Raw genomic sequence first — 26,523 nt, 5'->3', positions numbered from 1 at the left:
AAGAATTAAAAACACTTTTCTCCACAACCAAATTCCTAGATGAAACGATAAAGTATTTTACCATAAGCAAGTATCCCAACAAAAATAAAAACATTCTTTTAACAAGCTTTTGTTATACTTCAAAATCCAATCTTACAAAGGGGAGTTTGTGGAGAATATTCTTACTTTTGGCATCATTTCTTTGTTAATTGTTATTGCCCCCTTTCTTAGTTCTCTTACCAAAATCCCTTTAGTTGTAACAGAAATTCTCTTAGGCTCTTTTGCTTTTTATTGTAATTTTTTTACACATTCCTCTTCTTTAGAGTTTATAGCACATATTGGATTTTTGTTTTTAATGTTTTTGTGTGGATTAGAGGTTGATTTAAAAGCACTAAAAAAGCTTGGATGGAATTTTTTAAAATCTGCTAGTCTTTATTTGTTTATTATTTATGCAATAGCACTACTTTATGTCCTTTATGAAGATTTAAGTGAATTTTATGTTATTGCGCTACCTGTTATGAGCTTGGGTATGATTATGGCATTGCTTAAAGAATACCCCAAAAATACTTCGTGGCTACAACTTGCACTCAATGTTGGAATCTTAGGTGAGCTTATTAGCATTATTGTCTTAGTGGTTTTAAATGGAACTTATTCTTATGGATTGACTTGGAAACTTTATGAAATACTTTTTGTTTTGTTTGCTTTTTTAACCGCTATTATAGGAATTTTTAAAATTGCAGATATACTTTTTTGGTGGTTTCCGACTTTGAAGTTCCTTGCTATTCCTAAAGATTCTAATAAAAATCAAGATATTCGGTTTTCTATTATGCTTTTTTTATCAATGATTGGAATTGTGCAAATTTTGGAATTAGAAACCGTTTTAGGTGCGTTTTTAGCAGGTATGATTCTTGCTACTTATTTCCGCCACCAAAAGGGCTTAAGCAAAAAACTCAATGATTTTGGATTTGGTTTTTTTATTCCATTATTTTTTATTTATGTAGGCTCCACTTTAGATTTAAAACTTATCATTAAAAACCCAAGTCTCTTCTCGCAAACATTTTCTATTATTTTTATAATGGTTTCTCTAAGAGTTATAGCTGCACTTATTGCTTATAAAAACTATTTTAAAAGCTATAAAAAAACCATTCTTTTCGCCTTTAGCCATTCTATGCCTTTAACCTTCCTTGTAGCTACTGCACAACTTGGAAGACAATTCAATGCTATCAGCAATGAAGAATATTACGTCTTCATTCTTGCAGCTATTTTAGAGGGCATTTTTTTAACTATCTGCATTAAATTTATTGATACTTTCAAAAGTAACTCTTTATCGCAAAACAATGTGTAAAATTTCGCATTATTATTTATTTATTTACTATTTTTTTGTGATAATGCCAGATAGATTTTACTTAAGGAGACAATACAATGAAAGTTCAAATCTTATTTTTAAGTGCCTTATTAACCGGTAATCTTTATGCCTTTGAAGTAGCCGAGCTTCCTAGCATCACCTCAAGAGAAACGCCAGATGTTTCACAAAACACTATTTACTCTTACTATGATTCCATCAAAGAAGCTAAGAATGCAGTTGTTAATATCTCTACACAAAAAAAGATCAAGGCTCCTAATATTCAAGGACACCCTCTTTTAAACGATCCATTTTTTAAACAATTTTTTGGTGATGCCTTTGGTGCTATCATACCACAAGATAGGATTGAGCGAAGTTTAGGGAGTGGAACTATTATCTCTTCAGATGGCTACATTGTAACCAACAACCATGTTATTGATGGTGCAGATAAGATTTTAGTAGCTCTTCCAGAATCCAATAAAGAATATGAAGCAAAAGTCATCGGAAAAGATGAAAAAAGTGATTTGGCTATTATCAAAATCAATACTAAAAATCTTCCATTTTTAAAGTTTGCCTCTAGCAATGACGCTCAAGTAGGAGATATTGTTTTTGCTATTGGGAATCCCTTTGGAGTTGGGGAGAGTGTAACACAAGGAATTATCTCTGCGCTTAATAAAACAGGAATTGGAATTAATGATTATGAAAACTTCATCCAAACTGATGCTTCCATTAATCCCGGAAATAGTGGAGGTGCTTTGGTAGATAGCAGGGGGGGATTAATAGGGATTAATACCGCTATTCTTTCAAGAACAGGAGGAAACCACGGCATTGGGTTTGCTATCCCCTCTGAAATGGTCAAAAAGATTTCTAAAACCTTAATCGAAAAAGGCACGATTGAACGCGGGTATTTAGGAGTTGGGATTCAAGATGTGAATAATGATTTACAAGATGTTTATAAAGAAGAAAAGGGTGCTGTGATTATTTCCATAGAAAAAGACTCTCCAGCTCAAAAAGCCGGTTTAAAAGTATGGGATTTAATCACAAAAGTCAATGGAAGAGCCATTAGATCCGCAGCAGAACTTAAAAATATCATTGGAACCTACAACCCAAAAGATAAAGTAACTCTAACAATTATCCGCGACAAAAAAGAACAAACACTTAACCTCACACTCACAAAAGCTCCCAATAATACAAATTCAAGTGGAAGTGCAGTTGGAGGAATTAATGGCTTAGAGGTAACCACATTAAATGCAGAAATTAAAACGCGTTTTAGAATCCCAAATAATTTACAAGGTGTTTTTGTAACCAAAGTTCAACAAGAGAGCAAAGCCGAAGAAGTTGGTTTTGTCGAGGGCGATATTATCACACAAGTAGAAAGCTTTAGCATTAAAGACACACAAAGCTTCAATGAAGCACTTAATCGCTATAAAGGGCAATCTAAGCGAATGCTAATTAACCGCGCAGGGAGAATCTTTAGCATAGTCGTGCGCTAACTTTGTCTCCATTTTGGAGCATAGCCATCCTTGAAAAAGGCAAGAAATGTTTATCTTTAATCCTTTATTCACAATTTTTTCTCTCTTATTTGCTGGATATATTGCCAAACGAAGTAATATTTTAAGGCAGAAACAATCCCGAATGTTCTTAGATTTTGTTATTATCTTTGCCCTTCCTTGCCTTGTTTTTGACAAAATTTACCATTTAGACTTTAAAACTTCTTTATTGCTCCTTGTTGGTATAGGCTGTATTTCTTGTTTGATTGCTGGGGTTTTTGCTGTGATTTTAGGCTACATCCTAAAGTTTTCTAAAGCCACTCTAGTTAGTATATTTTTACTCACAAGTTTTGGTAATACACTCTTTGTAGGTATCCCTATAATTGCTGGTATTTATGGTGAAAGCTTTATTGGGGAAGCTATTTTTTATGATGCTTTGGCTACTGCTTTACCTATGTTGCTTTTAAGTCCTTTTATCCTTGCTTTAGGCACTCATCAAAAAATAAATTTTTGGGAAAATATTAAAAAAATTATGAAGTTTCCACCTTTTATTGCTTTAGCATTAGGATTTTTGCTAAGACTCTTTCCCATTCCTGATTTTATCTTCTCTCCCATAGAAATTTTTGGTAGCACCGCTACTCCTATTGCCCTTTTTTCTATCGGACTTGGTCTTAGCTTTAATGCGATTATGGCTTCTTATAAAAGTGCAATGCTTGTAATTTTTTGCAAAACGGTTTTTGCGCCTTTTATATTTATTGTCTTAGCAATGATTATAAACATAGAATTTAATACCGCTACAAAAGTAGCGATTTTAGAATCCGCAATGCCAACAATGACTTTAGCTGGAGCCATAATTATGAAAGCTAAATTAGATTCAAACCTTGCTATAAGCTCTATTGCATTTGGCATTTTATTTTCATTACTTAGCATCCCTTTTTTGAATTATATTTTAAGTATCCTATGGATTTAGCGCATTTTCTTAGCAACAATTAACTCTTTCATACGCAAATAGCTATTAAGTGCGCCAATATAAGCTCTAGCGGTCGCTTGTAAAGTATCAAGATGCAATCCGTGTCCAATCACCGCTGGTTTATTTGGGTCAAACTCTACTTTTACCACTACCTTGGCTAAAGCATCTTTACCTTCACTCACAGCTTCAACTCTATAATCCTTTAATACTCCATTATAGCCGCTAATCCTATCAATGGTTTTTAAAATCGCATCCACACTTCCATTACCTATGGCTGCATCGACCTTTTGTCCATTATCTTTTTGGATACAAATTGCTGCATAAGGAAATCCATTAGAACAAGTGCTAATCTGCAAACTCACAAGTTCAAAAATCTGCGGTATCTTTGTGGATTCCTCTGTCATAATCGAACGTATATCCTCATCATAAACTTCCTTTTTTCTATCACAAAGCGTTTTAAATCTCTCAAAAGCAACATCCAAAGATTCTTGAGAAATTCCACTAAAACCTAAGCTCTCTAATTTATCCTTAAAGGCTGCTCTACCGCTATGCTTACCTAAAATCAAACCATTATTTTCGGGTATTCCAATATCACTTCTTTTCATAATCTCATAAGTTTCCCTATGCTTTAGCATTCCATCTTGATGAATCCCGCTTTCGTGTGCGAATGCGTTTTTGCCAACAATTGCCTTATTAGGCTGTGGGCATATCCCTGTAATATCTGCGACAAGCTTACTACAAGCATAAATTTCTTTGGTATTAATACGCGTATCTAAATCCCCAAAAATATCTTGACGCGTTTTTAAAATCATTACCACTTCTTCTAAAGCAGTATTCCCAGCCCTCTCTCCTAGTCCATTAATAGTGCATTCCACTTGTCTTGCCCCATTTTGAATCCCAGCAATGGCATTAGCAACAGCCAAGCCTAAATCATTATGACAATGCACGGATAAAACCGCACGATCTCCAACGCATTTTTTCATTTCTTGGATAATAGAGCCTATCTCAAAAGGGAGGCGATAACCCACGGTATCGGGCAAATTAAGCGTAGTAGCTCCAGCTTCAATGACCGCAAGTGCCATTTCTTTTAAAAACCCTATATCACTTCGACAGGCATCTTCGCAGCTAAACTCTACATCTTCACAATAACTCTTAGCAAGCTTCACAGCTTCCATAGCCCTTTTAAGCACTTCAGCAGGTTGCATCTTAAGCTTATATTCCATATGAATAGGGCTTGTGGCAATAAAAGTATGAATCCTTTTAGAAGTGGCTTTTTCTAAAGCCCTAGCAGCCGTTTCTATATCTTTTGGGATTGCCCTTGCAAGTGAGCAGATAGTTGTTTTCTTGAGGGTTTCAGAGATTCTAAAGATCGCCTCATAATCCCCGGGACTAGCAGCGGCAAATCCCGCCTCAATCACATCAACTCCTAATTTTTCTAGCGCAAGTGCGACTTTGATTTTTTCCTCAGTATTCATTGAGGCACCGGGACTTTGTTCGCCATCTCTTAATGTTGTATCAAAAATTTTTATCATTTCCATAGTATTTCCTTAAAATTATATTTTCTTAGAAGAGGGTTTAGATGAATTTAAAGAGAAAATTGCAGAGGAAGTAGCCTACAAAATGTTAAAAGGTTTTTAAAAATATAACTATAATGCCAAATACAACAAACTCTCACTATTATCCCTTAGACAAAACGTCTTTTCAAAAGATGATAAAAAGCCCTTAGAGGACCAAATAACACATAACAAGTAATCCCAACAACAATCGTATAAATAGGATAAATAAATAAAACCGCTAAAATAACCATTAACAATATAACAATTTTCCCAAAATTTACTTTTTCAAAATTCATCTTTTTGAAACTTGGATAACGGACATTGCTAACCATTAAAAGAGCTATTAACAAACTTGATGCAATTAAAAACCTTAAAATATATTCTGAAATTTCTGGATAAGTTTTAGAAAAATTTATTTCAAAAAGTAACCAACCCACGATAAAAACTGCTGCAGATGGTATAGGCAATCCAATAAACATATTAGGTTCATTATGATTTGTAGTAACATTAAAACGCGCTAATCTAATAGCACCAAAGACAACATAAAGCCCTGCGATCACCACACCAAACTTGCCATAATGGTATCCACTATAAAAAAATAAAATTATGGCAGGGGCAACGCCAAAAGCAACAATATCTGCTAAAGAATCAAACTCTACACCAAATTTGCTTGTTGTCCCTGTTAAACGAGCTACCCTACCATCTAATCCATCAAAAATAAGACTTATTAAAATCAACCAACAAGCAATCTCAAATCTTCCCATAAAAGCATAAGCAATACTTAAAACACCAAGGTAAATACTCACACCTGTAAAGAGATTTGGCAATAAATACAAAGGGTCAATTTTCATTAATAAACATAACCTAAAGCACTGCAACCAGCAAATATCCTATCCCCAACAGAAACTTTTAATTCTGTATTTAAAGGAACATCAATCTTTACACTACCTTTGAGAAAAAAGCCTATTCTCTCTGCTATTTTAAATTTCGATTCACCAAAATATAAATGAAGATTATGGCAATAAGACTTAGGATATATCAACATCTGGACTTTAATCCCTAAATGTGTATGAAAAAATTCCAAAAGCGTCCTCTCGCCAATAGTAGGCGAAGCATTCAAAACACCATAAATCTTCTCTTTTTCCTTTGCATTTCCTTCAAAGGGCATTCTTAATAACCCACAAAAATAAATAGGCTTACTAATCTCTAAACAAATTGCATTATCTGTTTTTTCTATACTTTCAACTTTGCCATCAATGGGTGATAAAATTAAATTATCTGCCATATCTTCGGGGATTCTCTCTGGATTATAATAACAATACAAAGCACCTAATAAAAAAATAAAAGCAAGCCAAGCTAAAAATCCCCAAGAAAAAAGCCAACTAATCAGTAAAATGCTAGCACCAATACCTAATGCCTTCCAACCTTCCCTTGCAATAATTTCCGTGGTCGTTCTCATTGATTTTTAAGCCTCTTCTTTTTGTTCTACCACTAAGCGAGTTGGTAAATTATTGGCTTTTTCATAAGCGGAAATGATTTCTCTAACTTTTTCTCCATCAATATTTTCTTTGTCAAATAATTCTTTGACCATATTTTCAATAGCTTCTCTATAAGTTTCTAAAGATTCCTTAACAGCTTCAAAACGTTCATTTAATACCTTTTTAATATGTGTATCCATTTTTTCTGCCATTTCTTCGCTGTATTCTCTGGAATTTCCAAGCCCACCATTTAAAAACACATTCCTCTGCTTCTCTAAAACCATAAGCCCTGCCACATCTGTCATACCATAATAGCTTACCATTGCCTTAATAATATCTGTGGCTCTCTCTAAATCATTACTAGCCCCTGTTGAGATTTCTCCTAAAAATACCGCTTCAGCCGCTCTCCCTCCAAGCAGCACATCCACTTCAGCGAGTAATTCGTGTTTTTGCATAAGGTATTTATTCTCTTCTGGTGTATTAAGCGTATAACCAAGTGCCGCTAAACCTCGTGGAATAATAGAAACTTTCGTAACCTTTTTGGCTCCTTTAGTGATTTCTGCAATAAGAGCATGTCCGCTTTCGTGATAGGCAACGATTTTTTTCTCTTTAGGGGAGATTCTTCGAGATTTTTTCTCTAATCCTGCAATGCCTCGCTCCACAGCTTCTAAAAAATCACTTTGTTGCACATCTTTTTTATTATTGCGTCCTGCAAGTAAGGCTGCCTCATTAACGATATTTGCCAAATCTGCTCCCGCAAGTCCTGCCGTTAATTTAGCAATCTCAAATAAATCTACATCTTTAGAAAGTTTGATATTTTTAATATGCACCTTTAAAATCTCAACTCTTCCTTCAAAATCTGGCTTATCTACCAAAACTTGTCTATCAAATCTACCCGGACGCAAAAGGGCTGGGTCTAAAACTTCGGGGCGATTGGTCGCTGCAAGGACAATAACAGGGGAGGAATCTGAACTAAATCCATCCATTTCGGCTAAAAGCTGATTTAAGGTTTGCTCTCTTTCGTCATTTCCGCTTATCATTCCTCCTGCTGCACGACTTTTACCAATAGCATCAATCTCATCAATGAAGATAATGCTAGGGGCTTCTTTTTTGGCATTTTCAAACAAATCTCGCACACGACTAGCACCCACCCCAACAAACATCTCAATAAAACTACTTCCACTCACAGAAAAAAAAGGAACATTCGCCTCCCCTGCGACTGCTTTTGCAAGAAGTGTTTTCCCTGTCCCTGGAGGACCAACTAAAAGCACACCTTTAGGAATCTTTGCTCCCAAGGCAGCATACCTATCAGGATTTCTTAAAAAATCCACGACTTCTACAACTTCATCTTTGGCTTCAACATTCCCTGCCATATCTTCAAACTTGACATTAGGTTTTTCGGCATTTACAAGCTTTTTAGAGCTACCAATACCTAAGATTCCACTGCCCATATTTTTTTGCATACGATTGGCTAAAAACATCCAAATGGCAAAGAAAATAAAAACAGGTAACACCCAACCAAAGAGCATATCACTAAGCCAATTGCTTTCATTATAGCCTGTATATTCTACGCCTTTTTCGTCCAATAATGGAATAAGCGTATTATCGGGATTGACCCTTTGGGCATTATAAATAATTTTGCTTCCATTGCTCATAGAGGTTGCTTTAATGTTTGTTTGTCCAATAGCTACAAAGCTAACTTCTTTGTTTTCAATAAGTTTCTTTAGTTCATAATAATTGATTGTTTTAGTAGTATTAACTCCATTAAAGGCATTCAAACTATCTCCGCTAGGAGAGATAAATCGAAAAACCACAATAGCAATGATGGCAAAAATAACAAACATCAAAAGGGGATTTTGATTAAAAAAATTGCCGGGTTTTTTTTCTTGATTATTATTAGGTTTTTGTTGTTTCATTTTGGTATATCCTCATTAATTTTTATTCAAAGCTAAGGTTACCCATTCTTGTATAGTTTCTCCATTTAGCTTTTTTAAGTTTTTGAACTTATCAAGGACTTTAGATTCATACTTCTCTAAAATACCAGATAATATCAAAATCCCATCTTTTTTTACAAACTTATCTAAGGGCAATGCGATAAGCACATCTGCTAAAATATTAGCTATTACGATGTCAAAATATCCTTCTTTATCCTTTATCTCCCCTAAAGAGCCTTGCCATATATGATCGATTGTTACATTGTTTTTTATCATATTAGCTTGAGTGGATTGAACTGCTACCTCATCGGTATCACAGCTCCATACCTCTGCCCCACATTTCTTTGCTAGAATAGATAATATTCCGCTTCCGCAACCCACATCAAGAATCTTTTTATTCTCCAATGCTAAACTATTAAGTGCTTTGATACATCCAAAGGTGCTTCCGTGATGACCACTACCAAATGCAAGAGCAGGATCAATAATAATATTAATTTTTCCTTCTTTATTAGCATACCAAGTTGGGTGAATATAAAACTTCCCATATTCAAAAGGGGAGACAGAACGATGATATTTTTCAATCCAATCTTGATTCTTTTCTTGTGTTTCTTTAAATTCTAAAGAAATTTTTTGACCCATAATGCTTTCTAAATTTTTTGTAAAATATTGAAGTTGAAACCGAATGTCTCGAACATCACTAAATGTTCTTATAATAAAGCCATTATCTATCTCTTCTATGGCTTCGTTGGTAATCTCTAATGCTTTGTCTTTTAAAAGCCATAAAAAATTATCTGCTTTGACAATAAGAGAATTATAACAGGGAACCATTTCTAATCATTTACACCTAAAACAGCTTCTAATTTCTCTTTTAAAACTTGGGGAGTGAAAGGCTTAACAATATAATTATTGACTCCAGCCTTGAGCGCAGTAATAACTTCGGCTTTACCACCTTCTGTTGTAACCATAATAATAGGTATATCTTTAAAACGTTCATCCGCACGAACTTTTTTAACCAAATCCAAACCATTCATTTCTGGCATATTCCAATCGGTAATCAACACTTTAACATCAGCGTTTTTATCCATTTTTTCCCAACCTTCAACGCCATTTTCACCTTCTAAAATATCGTTATACCCCAGTCGCGCCAAAGTATTTTTTATAATTCGTCTCATAGTTGAACTATCATCAACAACAACCATTTTCAAAATAAACTCCTTAATATTCCAATTAAATTGTTTGCTTATCGTAGATGTAATAATAACATAAATTTTCGCTTACTATAACAAATTTTTATGAAACTCTAAATTTTTCAAAGGCTTTTTGTAAATCAATTTTTCTTTCATAAAATGCCTTGCCTACAATCACTGCTTTAATTTCATTTTCTTCTAATATCTGCAAATCTTCCATACTTGATAAGCCTCCACTAGCAATAGTAAAAACTCCACTTGCTCTAGCAATAGCTTGAGTAAAATTTATGTTAATTCCTCCAAGCATTCCATCGCGTGAAATATCCGTGCAGACGATAGCTTCAATCTTACTGCCTAAGAATTCTTTGGCAAATTCTTCTGCTAACACACTTTGAGTATCTCCCCACCCATTAATTGCAACTTTCCCATCTTTGGCGTCAATTCCTATAACAATCGGATATTTCTCCGCCATTGCCAAAGCAAAATCTACCTTTTGCAAAGCAATAGAACCTAAAATCAGGCGAGAAACCCCTATATCTAAATAACTCTTAATTGTTTCTTCATTGCGGATTCCACCACCTACTTCAATTTTTAATTGAGAATTCTTACAGATTTGTTCAATAATAACTCTATTTTTAGGCTTCCCAGCAATTGCACCATCTAAATCTACAATATGGAGATATTCTGCACCCAAATCTGCAAAAGTAGCGCAAAGATTCAGAGGATTTTTATCATAAATTTTCGCACTTTGCATATCCCCTTGTTTTAACCTTACAGCATAGCCATCTTTTAAATCAATTGCCGGGATAATTTGCATTTTAGTCCTTTAAATGTATGAAATTTTGTAAGATTTTTAAACCCACATTATGTGATTTTTCTGGATGGGGTTGAATCCCAAAAATATTATCTTTTTGCACAATAGAGGCAAACTCCACACCATAATGGCTAACACCTATGGCATTACTAAGATTCCTAACACAAAAACTATGCACAAAATATAAATAAAAATCTGTAGATATACCTTCAAAAAGAGGGCTATGCTGATATATTCTAATGAGATTCCAACCCATATGTGGTATTTTTTCCTTTTTTTGCAATCCTGCTATCCTAAGCACTTCTCCTTCTAATAAACCAAGCCCCAAATGTTCTCCAAACTCCTCACTCCTTTGGAATAAAAGCTGCATTCCTAAACAAATCCCCAATAAATATTTCCCACTTTTTACATACTCTAAAATAGCCTCTTGCATACCACTCTTTCTTAAATGCTCCATAGCATCCCCAAATGCACCAACACCGGGTAATACAAGTAACCTACACATTTTAACTTTTTTGGGATCTTCTATAATAACTGCCTCTTGATTGAGTTTTTTAAAAGCATTTTGCACACTAGCTAAATTCCCAATTTTATAATCAATAATCCCTAACATAAAGCTCTAAATCAACCTTTACGAACTGCTGCTGTAAATTTAACATAAAGGGATAAACCAATCAACAACGAAGTAACACCTGCAATTAAATAAACTGCATAAATTAATTTATCAGGCTCTGTGATTGTCATCTTAAAGACAAGCATTAAAGCTTCAATAGCCAAAGCAATAATAATAGAACCCAAAAACCTAATCATCGTTTGATGGACGACTTTAGAATCTTGAGACTTATGCCTTCCTAAGACTTCTTCTTCAAAAATAGCACTCACTAAATCAAAAATCGCTAAAGAAAGTGTGATTAAAATCGTAGCCTCAAAAACATCTTTAATATCCAAATTATTAAAATGCCCTAAAGCATCCCACATACTAATACTGCCTTTAACAAGCAATAAAACACAAATAGCAAAAAGCGCAAAAGACATTACAAAATAAACAATTTTCCTAAAATTTGAAGAAATACCAAAAATAAAAGTTGGACTAACTAAATTAGGAATCCTCTCTAAGGGCAAATCTATACAAACAACATACATTAATTCACCCCTATCATTATACAAAGGATAAGCTGCTGTTACAACTAATGTCCCACTTGCCACAGAGGGGTAAGGGTCTGTTAAAATACATTTCTTTTCTTTAACAGCGCGATAAAAATAAGCTCTATCGTTGTGATTCTCTCCTTTTTTACATTTCAAACTTGCATTACTTGTAATCCCATCAATAGCTAAATTCCCAGCAGAATCCAAAATATAAAGTAGCTCAAAAATACCAACTTCTTTTTCAATTTTATGCAACCCATCAATGATTTTATTAAGCTCAATATAAGGGAGATGATTTTTGATATTGCGTTGAAACAAAAAACACAAATAGGCTCTAATCTCATAACGTATTTCATTAAAATAAAAAATCTCTTTGGATAGCATTCTCTTCCTTATAGGTTATTAATTTGTTGCGTGATTGTATCAAAAAATACCCGATAATACGCTTTATCTTGTGGAAGAGTATCTCTCCAATGCATTAAAATATTTTGATATTCTTGCAAACTTAGATTCCCCGATAAAAGCTCATAATTAAGATATAACCCATAGGTATTTAAAACATCACTTTGGCAATAAGTATTAATTACTTCATATTCTTTTTTATAATACAAATCAAGCACCATATCTCCACAAACATCAAACTTACCCGGAAATCCTACAAGATTAGCTAAAACATCAAGCTTTAATCCTCTAGCAGCGCCATAATTCCCCAATACATCTAATAAATCTGTATGGAATCGCTCACTATACCTTTGGCGATAATTCTCCCATTTACTTTTATTAAATTGAATATTTTCGATTTCAAAATAAGCATTAGCAGATAGTTTATACTTCATTGCTCTAAGCAACAACATTGGCATATCAAATCCCCTACCATTGAAGCTTACAAGTTTAGGCTGATGTTTATTTAAATAATCCAAAAACCCCTTAATAAGCGATTTTTCTAATTCCTCTTTAGTATTCCCAATACTTGAAAAGTTTCCCACTTTCTTAAAGTTGCCATATTCATCACAAAAAACTGCTGCAATAGAGATAACTTGGTGATAACAAAGAGGCAAAAACTCACTACCACTAATTTCTTTTTGTATTTTTTGAGCTTCCTTACTAACTGCTAAATCATCTTGCAAGACTATATTCCTACTTTGAAATTCCTTTTGAAAAGATTTTTTAATCAGTTCCACATCTGGAATAGTCTCACAATCAAAAACCATCACCATAACAAAATCCTTTTAAAGTAATTTTAGCTAGAATCTTACACAAATCTACCCAAAAGGAACAATATGCTACTTGGAGTGAATATCGATCATATAGCAACTTTGCGTGAGGCAAGAGCTATTAACGACCCTGACCCTTTAGAAGCTATTTTTATTGCTAAAAGAGCAGGAGCGCATCAAATTACTATGCATTTACGCGAAGATAGACGACATATTCACGATTTAGATATTCAAAATATCATTCAATCCTCTTTTTTACCCATTAATGTGGAATGCTCTATTAATCCCCAAATTATAGAACTTCTCTTAAACCTTAAACCCCAAAGAGTAACTCTAGTCCCAGAAAATAGAGAAGAAATAACGACAGAGGGGGGATTAGATATTCAAGCAAACTATCAAAAAATTCAAGAAATCCTACAAGCTTTTCATTCCATTAATACTGAAGTCTCACTTTTTATTGATGCTGATATTGAGCAAATTTGTGCAGCCAAAGAAGTGGGAGCAGAGATTGTAGAGCTACATACAGGAAGCTATGCCAATTTACACTTAATGCTTTTCTCAAACCTCTCCAGAACCCAACATAGTCTTAAAAGTTTAGAACTTCCAAGAGCATCCCTAAAAGAGCTTTATGAAAAATCTATTCAAAATCTACAAAACTCCGCAAAAGAAGCTAAATGGTTAGGATTAGAGGTCGCCGCAGGACACGGGTTAAACTATACCAATTTAACGCCAATCCTAAAGATTCCAGAAATTTTTGAATTAAATATCGGGCAAAGTATTATTGCTAGAGCTATTTTTAGCGGATTAGAACAAGCCATTAAAGATATGCTTGCATTAATGCAACACAAACCAAACTAAAGATGAACCATAGAAGGAAACCGCACAGGTATTCCTTCATTCCTTAAAAATTCCTTTAACTCCATAATCACTATTTCTTGATAATGAAAAATAGAAGCCGCTAAAGCAGCATCTGCACCGCTTCTAAAGGCTTCCAAGATATGCTCCTTACTCCCTGCACCACCACTTGCAATAAGCGGTATATCCACAAGATTAGAAACCTCCTCTAAAGTCTTTAAATCATAACCACTCTTTGTGCCATCGCAATCCATACTTGTTAGCAAAATCTCTCCAGCACCACGATTATAAGCCTCTTTTACCCATTGCAATAAATCAATCCCTGTATTTTTTACTCCCCCGTGTGTATAAACTTCCAATTTTTTGGGATTATTTGCATTTCTTTTCACATCAATAGCCACGATTATACATTGAGAGCCAAATCTCTTTGCTCCTTGCGTAATTAAATCAGGATTAGCAAGGGCAGAAGAATTTAGACTTACTTTATCACAACCCACATTCAAAAGATTATACATATCTTGCAAACTTCGGATTCCCCCGCCAACGCTCAAAGGAATAAATATTTCTTTAGCCACAGACTTTACCATTTCAAGCGTAACATCACGATTATCACTAGTAGCGGTAATATCTAAAAAAACAATCTCATCAGCCCCCTCATCATTGTAACGCTTAGCTACCTCTATAGGATCTCCTGCATCCTGCAATCCTAAGAAATTCACCCCCTTAACTACGCGCCCTTCTTTAATATCCAAACAAGGTATAATGCGTTTTGCTAAAGATGAAACCATTAATCCAAAATCCCCAAGACTTTATAAAGAGGGAGTTTCTCCATAAAGCCTTTAACTATAACCTCAATCCTTTTAATATTTTCCGAATCTTCTTGGACAACAACACCCTCTTCTACGACTTTCTTGCCATACTTTTTAAACAACTCAAAGGTTTTTAAGGCAAGATTTTCTTTATCTTTAACACTATCTAAATAAGTTTTCATAACTAATTGTTCTATAGAACTTACTGCAATGCAAGATCCAATAAGTGGGGCAGCTACATAAACATTGGTTTCATCTTCAAGTTGTTGGTTAAATAAAATCTCATTATAGGTTTTTGCCCTATCTTTTATCGTTTTATCTATTTTTTGTGTGGGAAAAAGCATTTCTTGCTTGATTAAAACAATTATTAATGTCGCCAAACTTGAAAAATCTATCTTGCACTCTGACATAATCTCCGAGCCAGACTTTGGTCTATAAGATTGGGATTGGAGATATTCTAAAGCCTTTTTATACAAATCCTTATCCAAAGTCAAAGTTCCAAGCACCACTTCCATCTGATATTTAAAAGCAGTGATAGGCGAGATTAAAACAAATTCTGTATTTAAAATCCTCTGCATAGAAGCATTATGAGCAAACCTTTGTATTCCCTTGACAAAAATATCACCTCTAAAATTACGACTAACATAGTAATCTTTAAGCTGTTCTTTAAAAATAGGATCGGCTATATTGCTTAGAAAATTCCTTGCATCCTCATTTAAATTACAACTATCCAAATGATCCAAAGGCTCTGTATTGACTGCAAAAGAACATTTAATATTCTCCATCATTTTGGCAATTTCATAAAAATAAAAACATTTCCAATCTGCATTTAAATATTCGTGTGCGAGATAAGAAATACCTGAATCTTTCATATTTTGGATTCTTGTGATAAAACTAGCAACATCAGAATTTTTCATAAACAACGGATTGGTTTTTGTAAATTCAGCAATAAAATCCATACTTTTTAAAACTTGATCATTGGCATTAATGTTAGTGCTATGATTTAATTGATGGTGTAAGAACAAAATTTCTTTAATAGGTAAAGCAAAAATTTGCTGGGGATAGCAATTGTAGCTATTATAAACAACTCCACCAACTTTTAGAAACTTATAAACAATCTCTAAAAGAATATCTCGATTCTCTTTAGATATCCAAGAAAAAATCCCGTGAAAGCAAATATAATCAAAAGTTATTTTTTCTTGCTCTAATCTTGCTAAAAACTCCTTAAAACTATCATTGTATAAAGTAATATTATCAGACTTAGCATAGGTGTTTGCATAAGCCATATGTTGGGGATTAAAATCTATGGCAGTATAATTCCCCCTAGTCGTAGCAGCGTGAATATTAACACTAATTCCCATACCAAAACCAAGTTCCAAGTAATTAAACTCTGGGGGGGGGGATATATCCTCTCCCTCATCATTTATTGTATTACTCTTAACACCCGCCAAAGCTAAATGAAAATTCATTAATAATGGATTAATAACTCTGTAATAACCCTTAGTGTAGGAAAAATCTGAAAAGTAACCTTCATTCCAATGTTGCATTGCTATCCTTTAAACTTTTGCTTTTATTATACAATACTTTAGTTTGCCATTTTTTCAATGTTCTTACAACGCAATGTATCTTTTGGCAATGTCTATTTGCTTTTTACCTATCTTTCTTAAACATTGCTATTTTATAACATAATTTTTCGTTCTTATTCTAATTTCACCAATACAGGATTCCACGCCTTAGAGCTTAACATTACTAAATCCCCAATTTTTAACCCCTTAATCTCTTCAGCAGATGCTGTAATCTTTACAATATTATTCCCCGCCAACACAGAGACAATAAAGACTAAGCCATTTTTAGTTATCTCTAATACTACTCCATTTTGTAAAAACTTACCACTAGGAATTTGGTTTAAAAACACCCATTGAGGAGGACCCTCTTTATCAACCCTTCCCTTACTTAAATGCAAAATATAATTAGAGAGAAAAAATACTTCGCTAAAGTTATGACTAACCAAAAAAGTGCTTAGTCCAAAATGTCGATGAATCTCTAAAAGTTCTGCTTGTAACTTCTGTGCAGTTCCCAAATCCAATGCAGAAAATGGCTCATCTAAAAGTAAAATTTTGGGCTTCCTTACTAAAGCTCTAGCTAAAGCTACGCGTTGCTGCTGCCCTCCACTTAAAACATTAGGCTTTACTTTCCTTAAAGCACTCAATTCTACCATTTCTAAGAGAGTATCAACAATCCTCTTATCCTCTCCCTTTGGCAAAGCAAAGTAAAGATTCTCTTCGACACTCATATTAGGAAAGAGGGCATAATCTTGAAAAACAAAGCCTATTTCTCTTCTTTGTGGCGGGATATTGATTTTAGAATCAAACCACACCTTTCCACCCACTTCAATAAACCCACAATCAGGCTTAACAAGACCTGCTAGGATTCTTAAAATTGTCGTTTTACCTGCACCACTTTTTCCAAAAAGCGTAATGAGCTGGTTTTCTTCTAATTGGCAATCTAATTCTAAAGATAAATCCCCTTCTGTGCTATGAAGTTTTTTTTGGATTCTTATGGTTACCATAAAGATTTGCTTTTCTTTAGATAAAAAGTGAAGAGTAAAATACAAAAAGTAATAACAAAAAGGGTTAGAGCGTATTGATGAGCTAAAGCATAATTAAGCGATTCTACCTCATCATAAATGGCAATACTAGCAACACGAGTTTCACCTTGTATATTCCCCCCTATCATCATTACTACGCCAAACTCTCCAATAGTATGAGCAAAGGCTATTACTACCCCCATCCAAATAGAATGCGAAATATTAGGCAATAAAACCTTTAAAAGTATGCTTAAGCGACTTTTTCCTAAAGTCAATGCTGCCTCAAAAAGAGATTTTGGCAAACTTGCAAAACCTGCTTGAATGGGATTAACCATAAAAGGTAAGCTAAAAATCACGGAGGCTAAAATCAATCCTTCAAAGCTAAAAACTAATTTGAGATTAAAATACTCTAATAAAAAACTACCAAAGGCATTCTGTGGGCTAAAGGCAAGTAATAAATAAAACCCCAATACACTTGGAGGAAGCACTAAAGGCATAGAGACTATGGCTTCTAAAATAGCCGTTATTTTGGTTTGAGAAAATGCTAAAAAATACGCCAAAGGGATAGCAACAATTAGCAACAAAAATGTCGTAATCGTGGCAACTTTAAAAGTCAGAAACATCGTTGATAAAAAACCATCAAACTCCATCAAATCTTTCCAACACCATAATTTCACTCTCTAAAATATGCCAAAATACTTTTTTACTCTTTGTAAGATTCTTCGCACACTCATAAGAAGCCAATACGCTAATCTGACCATTTTCTGCAGCTTTGCATTCTAGTAACAAACGCATAAAAAGGTTATCACTTTCAAAAGAGAGAATTTTTGCTTCAAAGGCATTACTAACTCCCTCTATTCTACTAGCTACCACTACATTACTTTCTTTAAACCCTATGCAAATGCCTTTATGCAAATAGTTTCGTAAAGAAATAGAATCTTCTAAGAGCAAGACAAAAAAGACAAATTCTCCGCATTCCACTTCTAATCGAGAAATTCCTCCTTGCGAAACAAAATCTCTTAATATACCGCGAATTTTATTCAACACTATATCCAAACTCTAAGAATCTCTTTTTAGCCTCTTTGCTTAAGATATAATTTTTAAACTCTAAGGCAAGTTTAGAATTCTCTCCAAATTTAGGGATAATAAGAGCTTGATTAATGGGTTTATAAAACTTCTCATCAATAACAACAAGACTCATCGTATTGGTTTTAACACCATTAGCACCAAACATTGATAAAGCACTAAAACCCACCTCCGCATTTTTAGATTCCACATAAGTAGTAGCACTCCCTATACTCTCCCCAATTACAAACTTCTCTTCCACATTAGTAAGCATTTTTGTCGCTTCTAAAGCCTCTATACTTGCTCTACCATAAGGGGCTAGTTTTGGATTAGGAATAGCAATATGCGTAATTTTTGGATTTAAAATATCTTCAAATTTAGTAATTTTAAAATCCTTATCATTACTCCATAATACTAGCTTACCCTTAGCATAAATCTCTTCTTTTTGTGAGGCTAATTTGTCTTCATAAAGTTTTGCAGGATAGCTAACATCAGCAGAAACAAATAAATGCACAGAGGCTCCGTTTTTAATTTGCGCATAAGCCTTACCACTTGAAAAATAAGAAATATCGATTTTATCCCCCTTTCTATTTTTTAAGAAATCTTCTTTAATGGATTCTAAAACATATTTCAAAGAAGCCGCACCTAACACTCTAATCTCTTCTGCAAAAGCACTAGTGCCAACAATTAATACCCCCACCAAAACTATTTTTCTAAAAAACCTCAACATTTTCTTTCCTTTTATTCTAAATTCCCAAAATCACATTATTAGCTTTAAATCCAAACCAAACTTTTTCTCCATTTTTCAAACATAAATCATCTTTTAGCTCCTTTGTGATAATGGCATATAATGGCACACCATTACTATTAATTTCTATTTCGGAGTTAGTATCTCCCTCTTGTATAGACTCTATTATTCCTCCTAATAGATTTTGCAAAGATGATTGCTTAGGCTCTTCTTTAAAAACTACCATCCAATTAGCCTTAATAAGCGCACAACATTGCATCCCAACCTCTAAACCAAGCTGCTTTAAAGAATGCAAGGTTATGGAGCTAGTTAGCATTACACCTTCTTTTAACTTCAAAACAACCTCTGCATTAACAGCATCCTCTTTAATAGCAACAATCTCACCATAAATCTGATTTCTAGCACTTGTTCGCATTGTAACCCCCTTTAAGGCATCTAAAATTTTACCCTTACCCTCTAAAAAAACCTCCCAAGAATGCAAATCCCCTTCAAAAAGTCGTAATACGCGCTCGTGATTCTCTCTTATTTGGTGGAAAACTTCAATCATCTCCTGCCCTTTTTGGGTAATTTGCGCACCACCACCATTTTTACCACCTTTAATGGTAACAACTAAAGGCTCTTTAGAGAGTTTATTCATCGCATCAACGCAATCCCAAGCCGCTTTATAACTCATTCTCATTTCTTTGGCGGCTTTTGAAATAGAACCACTTTTTGCTATCCGCTCTAGCAATTCGATTTTGCCATATCCTAAGAAATTTTTTCCTTTTTCTTTAATCCAAATTCTGCCTTGAATTTCCATAGTCAATTAAATAAAATCCCTAATTTTTGAGGTTATTAACGAATTATATTTAAATATATAACGATTTGTCAAGATGAAAACTTCCAAAATAGTGCTATAATATGGCGCAATCCAACAAGGGATTTTATGGCAATCCTATCACAAGAAACAAACAAATTTTAGTAAAGGATGCAAAAGTTAATTTTAGGAGACTTAACTAAATAAAATATATTTTGCATTCTTAAAGATAAAGCCCCCAAAGGATATGTTTTCTAAAAGTTTCACCATCTTATAAAAATTCCTTTATAGTAAGGATTAGTTTTGGGATAGGGGGACTTATGATTTATAAAGAAATAAGGAGAAAATATGCAAGGAAAAGTCTGGAAATTTGGCGATAACATCGATACGGATATTATTATTGCGGCAAGATATTTAAATACGAGTGATGAATCGATTCTAGCCTCTCATCTTATGGAAGATGCAAGGGCAGATTTTATTAAAGAAATCCATAAAGGGGATATTATTGTAGGGGGAGAAAATTTTGGCTGTGGCTCTAGTAGAGAACACGCTCCTGTAGCCATAAAGGCTGCAGGTATTAGCGCAGTCATCGCCAAAAGCTATGCAAGGATTTTCTATCGCAATGCCTTTAATACAGGTCTGCCCATTTTAGAGATTAAAGAAGTTGATTCTATCAATGAAGGGGATAACTTAGAAATTAATTTACAAGAGGGGATCATCAAAAACCTTACCCAAAAAACACAATATACTTTTACGCCTATCCCACCTTTTATGTTAGAACTTCTAAAGAGTGGAGGACTTATCCCCTATGCAAAAAATCAAAAAGGGAAATAGAATGAAAAATTATAAAATAGCAGTTATTAAAGGCGATGGAATTGGTCCTGAAATCATTAATGAAGCTATCAAAGTCTTAGAGGCAGTTACAAAAAAATTCAACTTTACCCTTACTTTTGAAAATTACCTAATGGGAGGAATCGCTTATGATTTAACCAAAAATCCTCTTCCTGATGAAACCATTGAGGGTTGTTTAAAAGCAGATGCTATACTCTTTGGTGCTATTGGGGGAGAAAAATGGGACAATCTACCACGAGAATTGCGTCCAGAGACTGGATTATTACGACTTAGAAAATCCCTAGAAGTTTTTGCCAATTTTCGTCCAACTAAAGTTTATGATGAACTCTTGCAATCTAGTCCGCTAAAAGAAGAAATTGTCAAAGGAGTAGATATTTTAGTGGTGCGTGAATTAATTGGAGGAATCTATTTTGGCACACCTAAAGGCAGAGAAAAAAACAGAGCCTACAATACAATGGTTTATAGTGTCGATGAGATTAAAAGGATAGCCCATATTGCCTTTGAAGCTGCACAAAAACGCAATAAAAAGCTTTGCTCTGTGGATAAAGCAAATGTTTTAGATGTTTCACAACTATGGCGTGAGGTTGTCAATGAAGTTGCCAAAGAATACCCAGAAGTGCATCTAAGCCATATGTATGTTGATAATGCGGCAATGCAATTAATCCGAGAACCTAAAGCATTTGATGTTATTTTGACAGAAAACTTATTTGGCGATATTTTAAGTGATGAAGCTAGTATGATAAGTGGTTCTATTGGGCTTCTACCTTCTGCTTCTATTGGGGAAAAAGCTGCTATTTATGAGCCTATACACGGTTCTGCGCCAGATATTGCGGGTTTAGGCATTGCAAACCCTATTGCAACCATTGCTAGTGCCAGTATGATGCTCCGTTATTCGCTCCAACAAACACAAGCAGCAGATTGTATTGATAATGCTATACAATCCACCCTCAAAGAAGGTTATCGCACCAAAGATATTGCAAGGTTTGGAGCAAAAAAGATTTGCAACACCCAAGAGCTAGGAAGCATTATCGCACAAAAGATTCTGGATTAAAAGTCCCTTAGAATCTCTTGGAGGGACTTTATAATATAAACCACTTGTTCTTGTGTAATAACATAAGGAGGCATTAAATAAATCGTATTACCCAAAGGGCGCAAGAGCAAACCTTTCTTTAAGCCAATGTTGAAAACCTCCAAGCCTTTCCTCAAACCCTCAAACCCGACTAAATCAAAGGCAAATACCATTCCGCAATATCGTAAATTCTTCACACACGCAAAAGCTCTTAAAACCTGCATTTGCTCCCAAATAAACTTGGATAAAATCTTATTAGCCTCTAGGGTATTGTTTTGTTCAAAAATATCTAAAACTGCGTTAGCACAAGCACACGCTAGAGCATTACCCGTATAAGAATGCGAATGCAAAAAAGCTTTATTTTGCTCATAAGGTGCATAAAAAAGATCATAAATTTCTTGATGTGTAACAACAACCGATAAGGGTAAATACCCACCCGTAATGCCTTTACTCAAGCATAAAAAATCCGGCACAACTCCGCATTGTTGGTAGGCAAACATACTACCACTTCTTCCAAAACCTACGGCAATTTCATCAAAAATAACATAGATTCCATAACTCTGGACGAGCTTAGTTGCTTCTTTTACAAAATCTTTATCATACATATTCATATTTCCCGCACATTGTATAAGTGGTTCTAAAATAAAAGCGACAATTTCTCCTTGATAGGATTTTAGTAATCGCTCTAAGTCTTCTAAAGATTCTTCATAATCCTTTCCACAAGGAGCTTTAACCCTCAAACTCTGCAACAAAATAGGCTCATAGACTTCCTTGTAAATTCCTAAATCTCCAACGCTTAAAGCACCTATGGTTTCTCCGTGATAAGCATTTTGCAAACATAGAAATTTTGTCTTTTTTTCTTTTTTTAAGACATTGGCGTGAAATGCCATTTTTAAAGCTATTTCAACTGCACTAGAGCCATTGTCTGCATAAAAACATTTAGAAAACTTAGAATCCAGAGATTCTATTAGACGCCTAGATAAATCGATAATAGGCTTATGGGTAAAACCTGCAAAAATAATATGTTCTAAACTCTCTACTTGTTCTTTTAGTTTTTGATTAATATAAGGATTACAATGCCCAAAAAGATTCACCCACCAACTTGAAATACAATCCAAATATGCCTTATCTTCAAAATCATATAAAAACATACCTTCGGCTCTTTTAATGGGAATTAAGGGGATATTTTCTTTATGATCATACATTTGTGTGCAAGGATGCCAGATATAAGATAAGTCTAAATCTTTTAAAGAGGTATTCATTAATGCTCTTTAGGGGAGGATGAGGGGGATAGGGGTGATGTATAAATCACTCTACAATCCTCTACCTTAGTAAGCTTTAGGGTAGCATTTCCATTCAATCTCTTTAGCGTTGTATTGCGTATTAGGAGATTGTGCCGCTAAATCTTGCACTGCGGGATAGGCACCATAAGATATAATTTCAGCCTTTATGGATTTTCCTATTGTTAAATCTTTAAAAGTCCCATAAACATCATTTCCAAAAGGACCACAATCATCACCTTTAATTTTTGTAAAGGGTAAAACTTTAATCACTAATTGTCCTCCAGGGGCACTTAGAGTAATTGTTTTATTCACAGAATCCACAGCTGAAATTTGCCCATATACATCAAAATCATCATCGGCTATTAGTGCGCTTGAAAGTAATGTTGCCAAACTTAAAGCTCCAAGTATTTTTGTAAGTTTCATTTTAAACTCCTTGTTTTTACTCAAGACTTTGGAAGTTCTCCCTCTGTCTTTATGGGCAAAATTATAAAATACTTTTATCAAGAAAATATAAAGATATTGCCAAAATTCTCTTAAGATAAAGTGTTTGCAATATATCCCCTAATGCTTTGCTTAACCTCTGGACTTATTATCATTTCTAACTGCAAAACAGAAAGCGGTAGTCCAAAGGATTCTAGCTTTGGAATATCTTTTTGGGTTACTAGTAAAGAAGTAGCTTCAAGCCTTGTATATTCTTCTAAAATCTTTGCTTTATCAAAATAAGAATGATCTTTTAACACAATCTTACCCACAACATCTGGTAGATATTCATCTAATCTTGAAGGATTAGCAATGGCGGTTAAAAGCAACATTTTTTTCGTAGGATTTACAAGCTTGACCTCCCTTTTATAATCCACCCCTTCTTTTATCAAAATATCCGCTTTCTTATAAGCAGCCTTTCTTTCTCTGTATCCCCCACTTGGAATACAAAAGTTAAAATAAGGCTCTAACTTTGGTTGTAGCACAATATTTAATTTTTTAAAATTAAATCGGAATCCATCGTCTAAAAAAATAATATCTACCCCCATTTTTTTAGCCTCTAAAATGGCTTTTTTTCTATTTTCGCAAACTATGACTGAAGCATTTTTTAAAGCTTTTGCAATCATAATGGCTTCATCTCCTGCATTGTTAGAATCTTCAAGTATCTCTCCATTGACGCTAACGACTTTCAACCCCTTACTTTTGCGCCCATATCCTCGCAAAATAATACAAACCTTAGAGTATTCTTTAGCAACTTCAAGGATAAAAGGACTCTTGCCACTCCCGCCTATCACAAGATTTCCTACACTAATAATAGGGATTCCAAAATCTTCATACTTTGCAAACCCTCTTTTAAGAGTTGCGATACCACAATACAATGCACTAATAGGTAAAAGTATTATTGCCAATGCCTTTTGCCAAAAACTTGGTGCATAAAAATAATGTTCAATGCCTCTCATACACGACCATTTGCAAGTCTCAAGACTTGCTTACAGACATAATCAACATCTTCTTCGCTCATAGCACTATAAATAGGCAAACTCAAAATTTGTTGATAGTTTTTTAAAGAAATAGGAAAATCACTTATTCTTAGTCCATATTTACTTTTATAATAAGTTAATAAATGTAAAGGCACAAAATGTAAAGCCGTCTCGATTCCGCAATCTTTCAATTCTTTGGCAAAATGATCGCGATTTTTGTCAATCTTGATAATAAAATGAAAGAAAATATGTTCTCTTTTAACCACCGGCATAGAGAGATGTGGAGCATTTTTAAGACTTTGTATATAATGTTTAGCAATTTCTTGCCGTTTTTTTATAATAAAACCTATCCTTCGCAACTGACCCATACAAAGAGCTGTATCAAGATAACTAATATTGTATTTATTCCCAATTCCTATTACATCATAAAGATATTGGGGGCGCATACTAGTAACCCGCTCACTCACAATCCCGTGATAGCGCAATAAAATAGCCGCATTAGCCAATTTCTCATCTTCTGTTGTCAAAACTCCCGCTTGTGCCACCGGATTAAAAGAATCTAAAACTATGCTAAAAATTGTCGCATAACTTTTATGATTCCCTATTTTTATTCCCTTATGTGTTAGCCCTAGTGCCATTGTGGCATCTTCTATTACCTTAATATTATACTTTTGGGCTAATTGATAAAAACACTCCATTTCACAAACTTGACCTGCAATATGGCTTATGACAATAGCGCGTAATTTTTTACTTATATTGTTTTGGATAATGGCTTGGGCTTTATCAAAAGATATTTCAAAAGTATCTTCTTGTATATCCACAAAAATAGGTTCAGCATCAAAATGCCTTATCATTTCTGGAAACATAGGATGACAATTCACTGAACAAATAATCTTATCGCCCCGTTTTATATCCATAGCAAAAAGACAGAGATGAAAAGCTGCAGAGCCGCTAACAGCAGAAATAGCATATTTTACATTGATATATTTTTTAAATTCTTCTTCAAACTCACAGACAATATCATCACTAGGATTCTCAAGAACTTTCGCAATAGTGCTCTTTTCAACTTCAGTAATATCAGGAATGAAATAAGGAATCTTTTTCATCTTTGTCCTTATAATAGGGCTAACTCTGGCATCTTGCGTTTAAATTCCATTGTCTGCATTCTCCTTAAAACTAACTCTAAAGCCTCTTTTGGTAAATTTTTGCGAAGAATCTCTTCTTGAGAGTAACCATTCTCTAAAAACATCATAATTTTATCCAAGACTGCATAAGAAAAGCCAAGCTCCTTCTCATCACTCTGTCCATCATACAAATCCGCACTTGGAGTTTTATCTAAAATCCTCTGTGGTATCTCTAAAATCCTTGCAATTTCATAAATCTCTGTTTTATAGAGATTCCCAATAGGATTTATTCCACAAGCCAAATCGCCAAAAATCGTCCCATATCCTAACATTCGCTCACTCTTATTACTCGTTCCAATCACCAATGAATGATGAGTAAAGGCATAATCATAAAGACAAATCATACGCAATCTAGCGCATAAATTCCCCATTCTTAAAGGATTATCACCCAATCCTGTTAAAGTTTGCAAGAATCCTTCTTGCATTTTTTCTAAAGGCAAAATCGTATAAGGCAGACGAAACTTCTCACACAACATTAGAGCATCTTCAACACTTTGTTTAGAAGATTGCATAGAGGGCATCAAAAGCGCATGAGAGTGTTGAGAAAATGCTTTTTGGCATAAGATAGCCACTACTGCAGAATCAATTCCCCCACTCAACCCAAATACTACAGATTGAAATCCCTTGTTCTTGGATTCCTCTTTTAAAAAATTTATTAACCTTTGAATAATACCAGCATAATCTTTCATATAAGTTATCCCAAAA

The 26,523-nt window shown here is 34.2% G+C and carries 28 protein-coding genes; 6 read left to right on the top strand and 22 right to left on the bottom strand.

What is annotated here, in order from left to right:
* The first annotated feature begins 148 nt into the window (after positions 1-148).
* From C6H18_RS03205 to C6H18_RS03195, 3 genes are all read left to right on the top strand, one after another.
* On the top strand, positions 149-1,324 hold the full coding sequence (locus C6H18_RS03205) for a cation:proton antiporter (RefSeq protein ID WP_104721667.1): 1,176 nt from the start codon (positions 149-151) through the stop codon (positions 1,322-1,324).
* Between the two features lie 77 nt (positions 1,325-1,401).
* On the top strand, positions 1,402-2,814 hold the full coding sequence (locus C6H18_RS03200) for a DegQ family serine endoprotease (RefSeq protein WP_104721666.1): 1,413 nt from the start codon (positions 1,402-1,404) through the stop codon (positions 2,812-2,814).
* 46 nt (positions 2,815-2,860) lie between these two features.
* The gene (locus C6H18_RS03195) at positions 2,861-3,781 is read left to right on the top strand and encodes an AEC family transporter (RefSeq protein ID WP_104721665.1); all 921 of its coding nucleotides are present in this window, start codon (positions 2,861-2,863) and stop codon (positions 3,779-3,781) included.
* Here C6H18_RS03195 and C6H18_RS03190 read toward each other — a convergent pair.
* From C6H18_RS03190 to C6H18_RS03145, 10 genes are all read right to left on the bottom strand, one after another.
* A complete protein-coding gene (locus C6H18_RS03190) occupies positions 3,778-5,319 on the bottom strand; it encodes a 2-isopropylmalate synthase (protein ID WP_104721664.1) in 1,542 nt (513 codons plus the stop codon). The two genes, C6H18_RS03195 and C6H18_RS03190, sit on opposite strands and share 4 nt — an antisense overlap.
* Before the next feature lie 146 nt (positions 5,320-5,465).
* Entirely contained in the window at positions 5,466-6,188 is a 723-nt protein-coding gene (gene pssA, locus C6H18_RS03185) for a CDP-diacylglycerol--serine O-phosphatidyltransferase (protein ID WP_104721663.1), read from the bottom strand.
* Positions 6,188-6,796, bottom strand: a complete 609-nt coding sequence (locus C6H18_RS03180; RefSeq protein ID WP_104721662.1) for a phosphatidylserine decarboxylase — start codon at positions 6,794-6,796, stop codon at positions 6,188-6,190. The genes pssA and C6H18_RS03180 overlap by 1 nt, the downstream gene beginning before the upstream one ends.
* Before the next feature lie 6 nt (positions 6,797-6,802).
* Complete coding sequence (gene ftsH, locus C6H18_RS03175) at positions 6,803-8,731, bottom strand: ATP-dependent zinc metalloprotease FtsH (RefSeq protein WP_104721661.1); 1,929 nt, start codon at positions 8,729-8,731, stop codon at positions 6,803-6,805.
* Between the two features lie 15 nt (positions 8,732-8,746).
* Entirely contained in the window at positions 8,747-9,577 is an 831-nt protein-coding gene (locus C6H18_RS03170) for a 50S ribosomal protein L11 methyltransferase (RefSeq protein ID WP_104721660.1), read from the bottom strand.
* 2 nt (positions 9,578-9,579) lie between these two features.
* Positions 9,580-9,954, bottom strand: a complete 375-nt coding sequence (locus C6H18_RS03165) for a chemotaxis response regulator CheY (RefSeq protein WP_104721659.1) — start codon at positions 9,952-9,954, stop codon at positions 9,580-9,582.
* Between the two features lie 85 nt (positions 9,955-10,039).
* Positions 10,040-10,753: a 1-(5-phosphoribosyl)-5-[(5-phosphoribosylamino)methylideneamino]imidazole-4-carboxamide isomerase gene (gene hisA / locus C6H18_RS03160; RefSeq protein ID WP_104721658.1), complete on the bottom strand. Its 714-nt coding sequence runs from the start codon at positions 10,751-10,753 to the stop codon at positions 10,040-10,042.
* A 1-nt stretch (position 10,754) separates the two neighbouring features.
* Positions 10,755-11,363 (bottom strand): imidazole glycerol phosphate synthase subunit HisH, encoded by a 609-nt coding sequence (gene hisH / locus C6H18_RS03155; RefSeq protein WP_104721657.1) that lies wholly within the window; start codon positions 11,361-11,363, stop codon positions 10,755-10,757.
* An 11-nt stretch (positions 11,364-11,374) separates the two neighbouring features.
* Positions 11,375-12,280, bottom strand: coding sequence for a PDC sensor domain-containing protein (locus tag C6H18_RS03150; protein ID WP_104721656.1), 906 nt, complete (start codon positions 12,278-12,280; stop codon positions 11,375-11,377).
* An 8-nt stretch (positions 12,281-12,288) separates the two neighbouring features.
* The gene (locus C6H18_RS03145) at positions 12,289-13,113 is read right to left on the bottom strand and encodes a 3'-5' exonuclease (protein WP_104721655.1); all 825 of its coding nucleotides are present in this window, start codon (positions 13,111-13,113) and stop codon (positions 12,289-12,291) included.
* 63 nt (positions 13,114-13,176) lie between these two features.
* On the opposite strand from C6H18_RS03145, the gene C6H18_RS03140 reads away from it, so the two are divergent.
* The gene (locus tag C6H18_RS03140) at positions 13,177-13,968 is read left to right on the top strand and encodes a pyridoxine 5'-phosphate synthase (protein WP_104721654.1); all 792 of its coding nucleotides are present in this window, start codon (positions 13,177-13,179) and stop codon (positions 13,966-13,968) included.
* On the opposite strand, the gene hisF is transcribed toward C6H18_RS03140, so the two are convergent.
* From hisF to C6H18_RS03105, 7 genes are all read right to left on the bottom strand, one after another.
* Complete coding sequence (gene hisF, locus C6H18_RS03135) at positions 13,965-14,753, bottom strand: imidazole glycerol phosphate synthase subunit HisF (protein WP_104721653.1); 789 nt, start codon at positions 14,751-14,753, stop codon at positions 13,965-13,967. The genes C6H18_RS03140 and hisF overlap by 4 nt on opposite strands.
* The gene (locus C6H18_RS03130) at positions 14,753-16,321 is read right to left on the bottom strand and encodes a class I SAM-dependent methyltransferase (RefSeq protein WP_104721652.1); all 1,569 of its coding nucleotides are present in this window, start codon (positions 16,319-16,321) and stop codon (positions 14,753-14,755) included. Before C6H18_RS03130 ends, hisF begins: the two co-directional genes overlap by 1 nt.
* A 152-nt stretch (positions 16,322-16,473) precedes the next feature.
* Positions 16,474-17,343: a sulfate/molybdate ABC transporter ATP-binding protein gene (locus tag C6H18_RS03125; RefSeq protein ID WP_104721651.1), complete on the bottom strand. Its 870-nt coding sequence runs from the start codon at positions 17,341-17,343 to the stop codon at positions 16,474-16,476.
* On the bottom strand, positions 17,337-18,011 hold the full coding sequence (gene modB / locus C6H18_RS03120) for a molybdate ABC transporter permease subunit (RefSeq protein WP_104721650.1): 675 nt from the start codon (positions 18,009-18,011) through the stop codon (positions 17,337-17,339). The genes C6H18_RS03125 and modB overlap by 7 nt, the downstream gene beginning before the upstream one ends.
* Entirely contained in the window at positions 18,001-18,405 is a 405-nt protein-coding gene (locus C6H18_RS03115) for a molybdate ABC transporter (protein ID WP_104721649.1), read from the bottom strand. The genes modB and C6H18_RS03115 overlap by 11 nt, the downstream gene beginning before the upstream one ends.
* Positions 18,398-19,156: a molybdate ABC transporter substrate-binding protein gene (gene modA / locus C6H18_RS03110; RefSeq protein ID WP_104721648.1), complete on the bottom strand. Its 759-nt coding sequence runs from the start codon at positions 19,154-19,156 to the stop codon at positions 18,398-18,400. The genes C6H18_RS03115 and modA overlap by 8 nt, the downstream gene beginning before the upstream one ends.
* A gap of 16 nt (positions 19,157-19,172) precedes the next feature.
* On the bottom strand, positions 19,173-19,973 hold the full coding sequence (locus C6H18_RS03105; RefSeq protein WP_104721647.1) for a TOBE domain-containing protein: 801 nt from the start codon (positions 19,971-19,973) through the stop codon (positions 19,173-19,175).
* A gap of 345 nt (positions 19,974-20,318) precedes the next feature.
* Here C6H18_RS03105 and C6H18_RS03100 point away from each other — a divergent pair, with 345 nt between their 5' ends.
* Together C6H18_RS03100 and leuB are read left to right on the top strand one after the other, a co-directional pair.
* On the top strand, positions 20,319-20,804 hold the full coding sequence (locus C6H18_RS03100) for a 3-isopropylmalate dehydratase small subunit (RefSeq protein WP_104721646.1): 486 nt from the start codon (positions 20,319-20,321) through the stop codon (positions 20,802-20,804).
* A 1-nt stretch (position 20,805) separates the two neighbouring features.
* The gene (gene leuB, locus C6H18_RS03095) at positions 20,806-21,873 is read left to right on the top strand and encodes a 3-isopropylmalate dehydrogenase (RefSeq protein ID WP_199770109.1); all 1,068 of its coding nucleotides are present in this window, start codon (positions 20,806-20,808) and stop codon (positions 21,871-21,873) included.
* Here the strand turns inward: leuB and C6H18_RS03090 are convergent.
* The 5 genes from C6H18_RS03090 to C6H18_RS03070 all read right to left on the bottom strand — a co-directional run bounded on the left by C6H18_RS03090 (position 21,870) and on the right by C6H18_RS03070 (position 26,507).
* A complete protein-coding gene (locus tag C6H18_RS03090) occupies positions 21,870-23,153 on the bottom strand; it encodes an adenosylmethionine--8-amino-7-oxononanoate transaminase (protein ID WP_104721644.1) in 1,284 nt (427 codons plus the stop codon). The genes leuB and C6H18_RS03090 overlap by 4 nt on opposite strands.
* 66 nt (positions 23,154-23,219) lie before the next feature.
* Positions 23,220-23,597, bottom strand: coding sequence for a hypothetical protein (locus C6H18_RS03085; protein WP_233704041.1), 378 nt, complete (start codon positions 23,595-23,597; stop codon positions 23,220-23,222).
* Between the two features lie 110 nt (positions 23,598-23,707).
* Positions 23,708-24,613, bottom strand: coding sequence for a tetraacyldisaccharide 4'-kinase (locus C6H18_RS03080; RefSeq protein WP_104721643.1), 906 nt, complete (start codon positions 24,611-24,613; stop codon positions 23,708-23,710).
* Entirely contained in the window at positions 24,610-25,740 is a 1,131-nt protein-coding gene (locus C6H18_RS03075) for a DegT/DnrJ/EryC1/StrS family aminotransferase (RefSeq protein ID WP_104721642.1), read from the bottom strand. Before C6H18_RS03075 ends, C6H18_RS03080 begins: the two co-directional genes overlap by 4 nt.
* A gap of 8 nt (positions 25,741-25,748) precedes the next feature.
* Positions 25,749-26,507 carry an NAD+ synthase gene (locus C6H18_RS03070; RefSeq protein WP_104721641.1) on the bottom strand — a complete coding sequence of 253 codons (759 nt, stop codon included), beginning with the start codon at positions 26,505-26,507 and terminating at the stop codon, positions 25,749-25,751.
* Between the last annotated feature and the right edge of the window lie 16 nt (positions 26,508-26,523).

Source organism: Helicobacter mesocricetorum (assembly GCF_900198605.1).
GTDB lineage: Bacteria > Campylobacterota > Campylobacteria > Campylobacterales > Helicobacteraceae > Helicobacter_D > Helicobacter_D mesocricetorum.
This window is presented reverse-complemented; position numbering and strand designations above follow the sequence as displayed.

Bases quoted from the DNA above. Each gene is read 5' to 3' on its own strand.
- C6H18_RS03200 (WP_104721666.1), top strand. From the start codon at position 1,402: ATGAAAGTTCAAATCTTATTTTTAAGTGCCTTATTAACCGGTAATCTT.
- C6H18_RS03195 (WP_104721665.1), top strand. From the start codon at position 2,861: ATGTTTATCTTTAATCCTTTATTCACAATTTTTTCTCTCTTATTTGCT.
- C6H18_RS03190 (WP_104721664.1), bottom strand. From the start codon at position 5,319: ATGGAAATGATAAAAATTTTTGATACAACATTAAGAGATGGCGAACAA.
- pssA (WP_104721663.1), bottom strand. From the start codon at position 6,188: ATGAAAATTGACCCTTTGTATTTATTGCCAAATCTCTTTACAGGTGTG.
- C6H18_RS03180 (WP_104721662.1), bottom strand. From the start codon at position 6,796: ATGAGAACGACCACGGAAATTATTGCAAGGGAAGGTTGGAAGGCATTA.
- ftsH (WP_104721661.1), bottom strand. From the start codon at position 8,731: ATGAAACAACAAAAACCTAATAATAATCAAGAAAAAAAACCCGGCAAT.
- C6H18_RS03170 (WP_104721660.1), bottom strand. From the start codon at position 9,577: ATGGTTCCCTGTTATAATTCTCTTATTGTCAAAGCAGATAATTTTTTA.
- hisA (WP_104721658.1), bottom strand. From the start codon at position 10,753: ATGCAAATTATCCCGGCAATTGATTTAAAAGATGGCTATGCTGTAAGG.
- hisH (WP_104721657.1), bottom strand. From the start codon at position 11,363: ATGTTAGGGATTATTGATTATAAAATTGGGAATTTAGCTAGTGTGCAA.
- C6H18_RS03150 (WP_104721656.1), bottom strand. From the start codon at position 12,280: ATGCTATCCAAAGAGATTTTTTATTTTAATGAAATACGTTATGAGATT.
- C6H18_RS03145 (WP_104721655.1), bottom strand. From the start codon at position 13,113: ATGGTGATGGTTTTTGATTGTGAGACTATTCCAGATGTGGAACTGATT.
- C6H18_RS03140 (WP_104721654.1), top strand. From the start codon at position 13,177: ATGCTACTTGGAGTGAATATCGATCATATAGCAACTTTGCGTGAGGCA.
- hisF (WP_104721653.1), bottom strand. From the start codon at position 14,753: ATGGTTTCATCTTTAGCAAAACGCATTATACCTTGTTTGGATATTAAA.
- C6H18_RS03130 (WP_104721652.1), bottom strand. From the start codon at position 16,321: ATGCAACATTGGAATGAAGGTTACTTTTCAGATTTTTCCTACACTAAG.
- C6H18_RS03125 (WP_104721651.1), bottom strand. From the start codon at position 17,343: ATGGTAACCATAAGAATCCAAAAAAAACTTCATAGCACAGAAGGGGAT.
- modB (WP_104721650.1), bottom strand. From the start codon at position 18,011: ATGGAGTTTGATGGTTTTTTATCAACGATGTTTCTGACTTTTAAAGTT.
- modA (WP_104721648.1), bottom strand. From the start codon at position 19,156: ATGTTGAGGTTTTTTAGAAAAATAGTTTTGGTGGGGGTATTAATTGTT.
- C6H18_RS03105 (WP_104721647.1), bottom strand. From the start codon at position 19,973: ATGGAAATTCAAGGCAGAATTTGGATTAAAGAAAAAGGAAAAAATTTC.
- C6H18_RS03100 (WP_104721646.1), top strand. From the start codon at position 20,319: ATGCAAGGAAAAGTCTGGAAATTTGGCGATAACATCGATACGGATATT.
- leuB (WP_199770109.1), top strand. From the start codon at position 20,806: ATGAAAAATTATAAAATAGCAGTTATTAAAGGCGATGGAATTGGTCCT.
- C6H18_RS03090 (WP_104721644.1), bottom strand. From the start codon at position 23,153: ATGAATACCTCTTTAAAAGATTTAGACTTATCTTATATCTGGCATCCT.
- C6H18_RS03085 (WP_233704041.1), bottom strand. From the start codon at position 23,597: ATGAAACTTACAAAAATACTTGGAGCTTTAAGTTTGGCAACATTACTT.
- C6H18_RS03080 (WP_104721643.1), bottom strand. From the start codon at position 24,613: ATGAGAGGCATTGAACATTATTTTTATGCACCAAGTTTTTGGCAAAAG.
- C6H18_RS03075 (WP_104721642.1), bottom strand. From the start codon at position 25,740: ATGAAAAAGATTCCTTATTTCATTCCTGATATTACTGAAGTTGAAAAG.
- C6H18_RS03070 (WP_104721641.1), bottom strand. From the start codon at position 26,507: ATGAAAGATTATGCTGGTATTATTCAAAGGTTAATAAATTTTTTAAAA.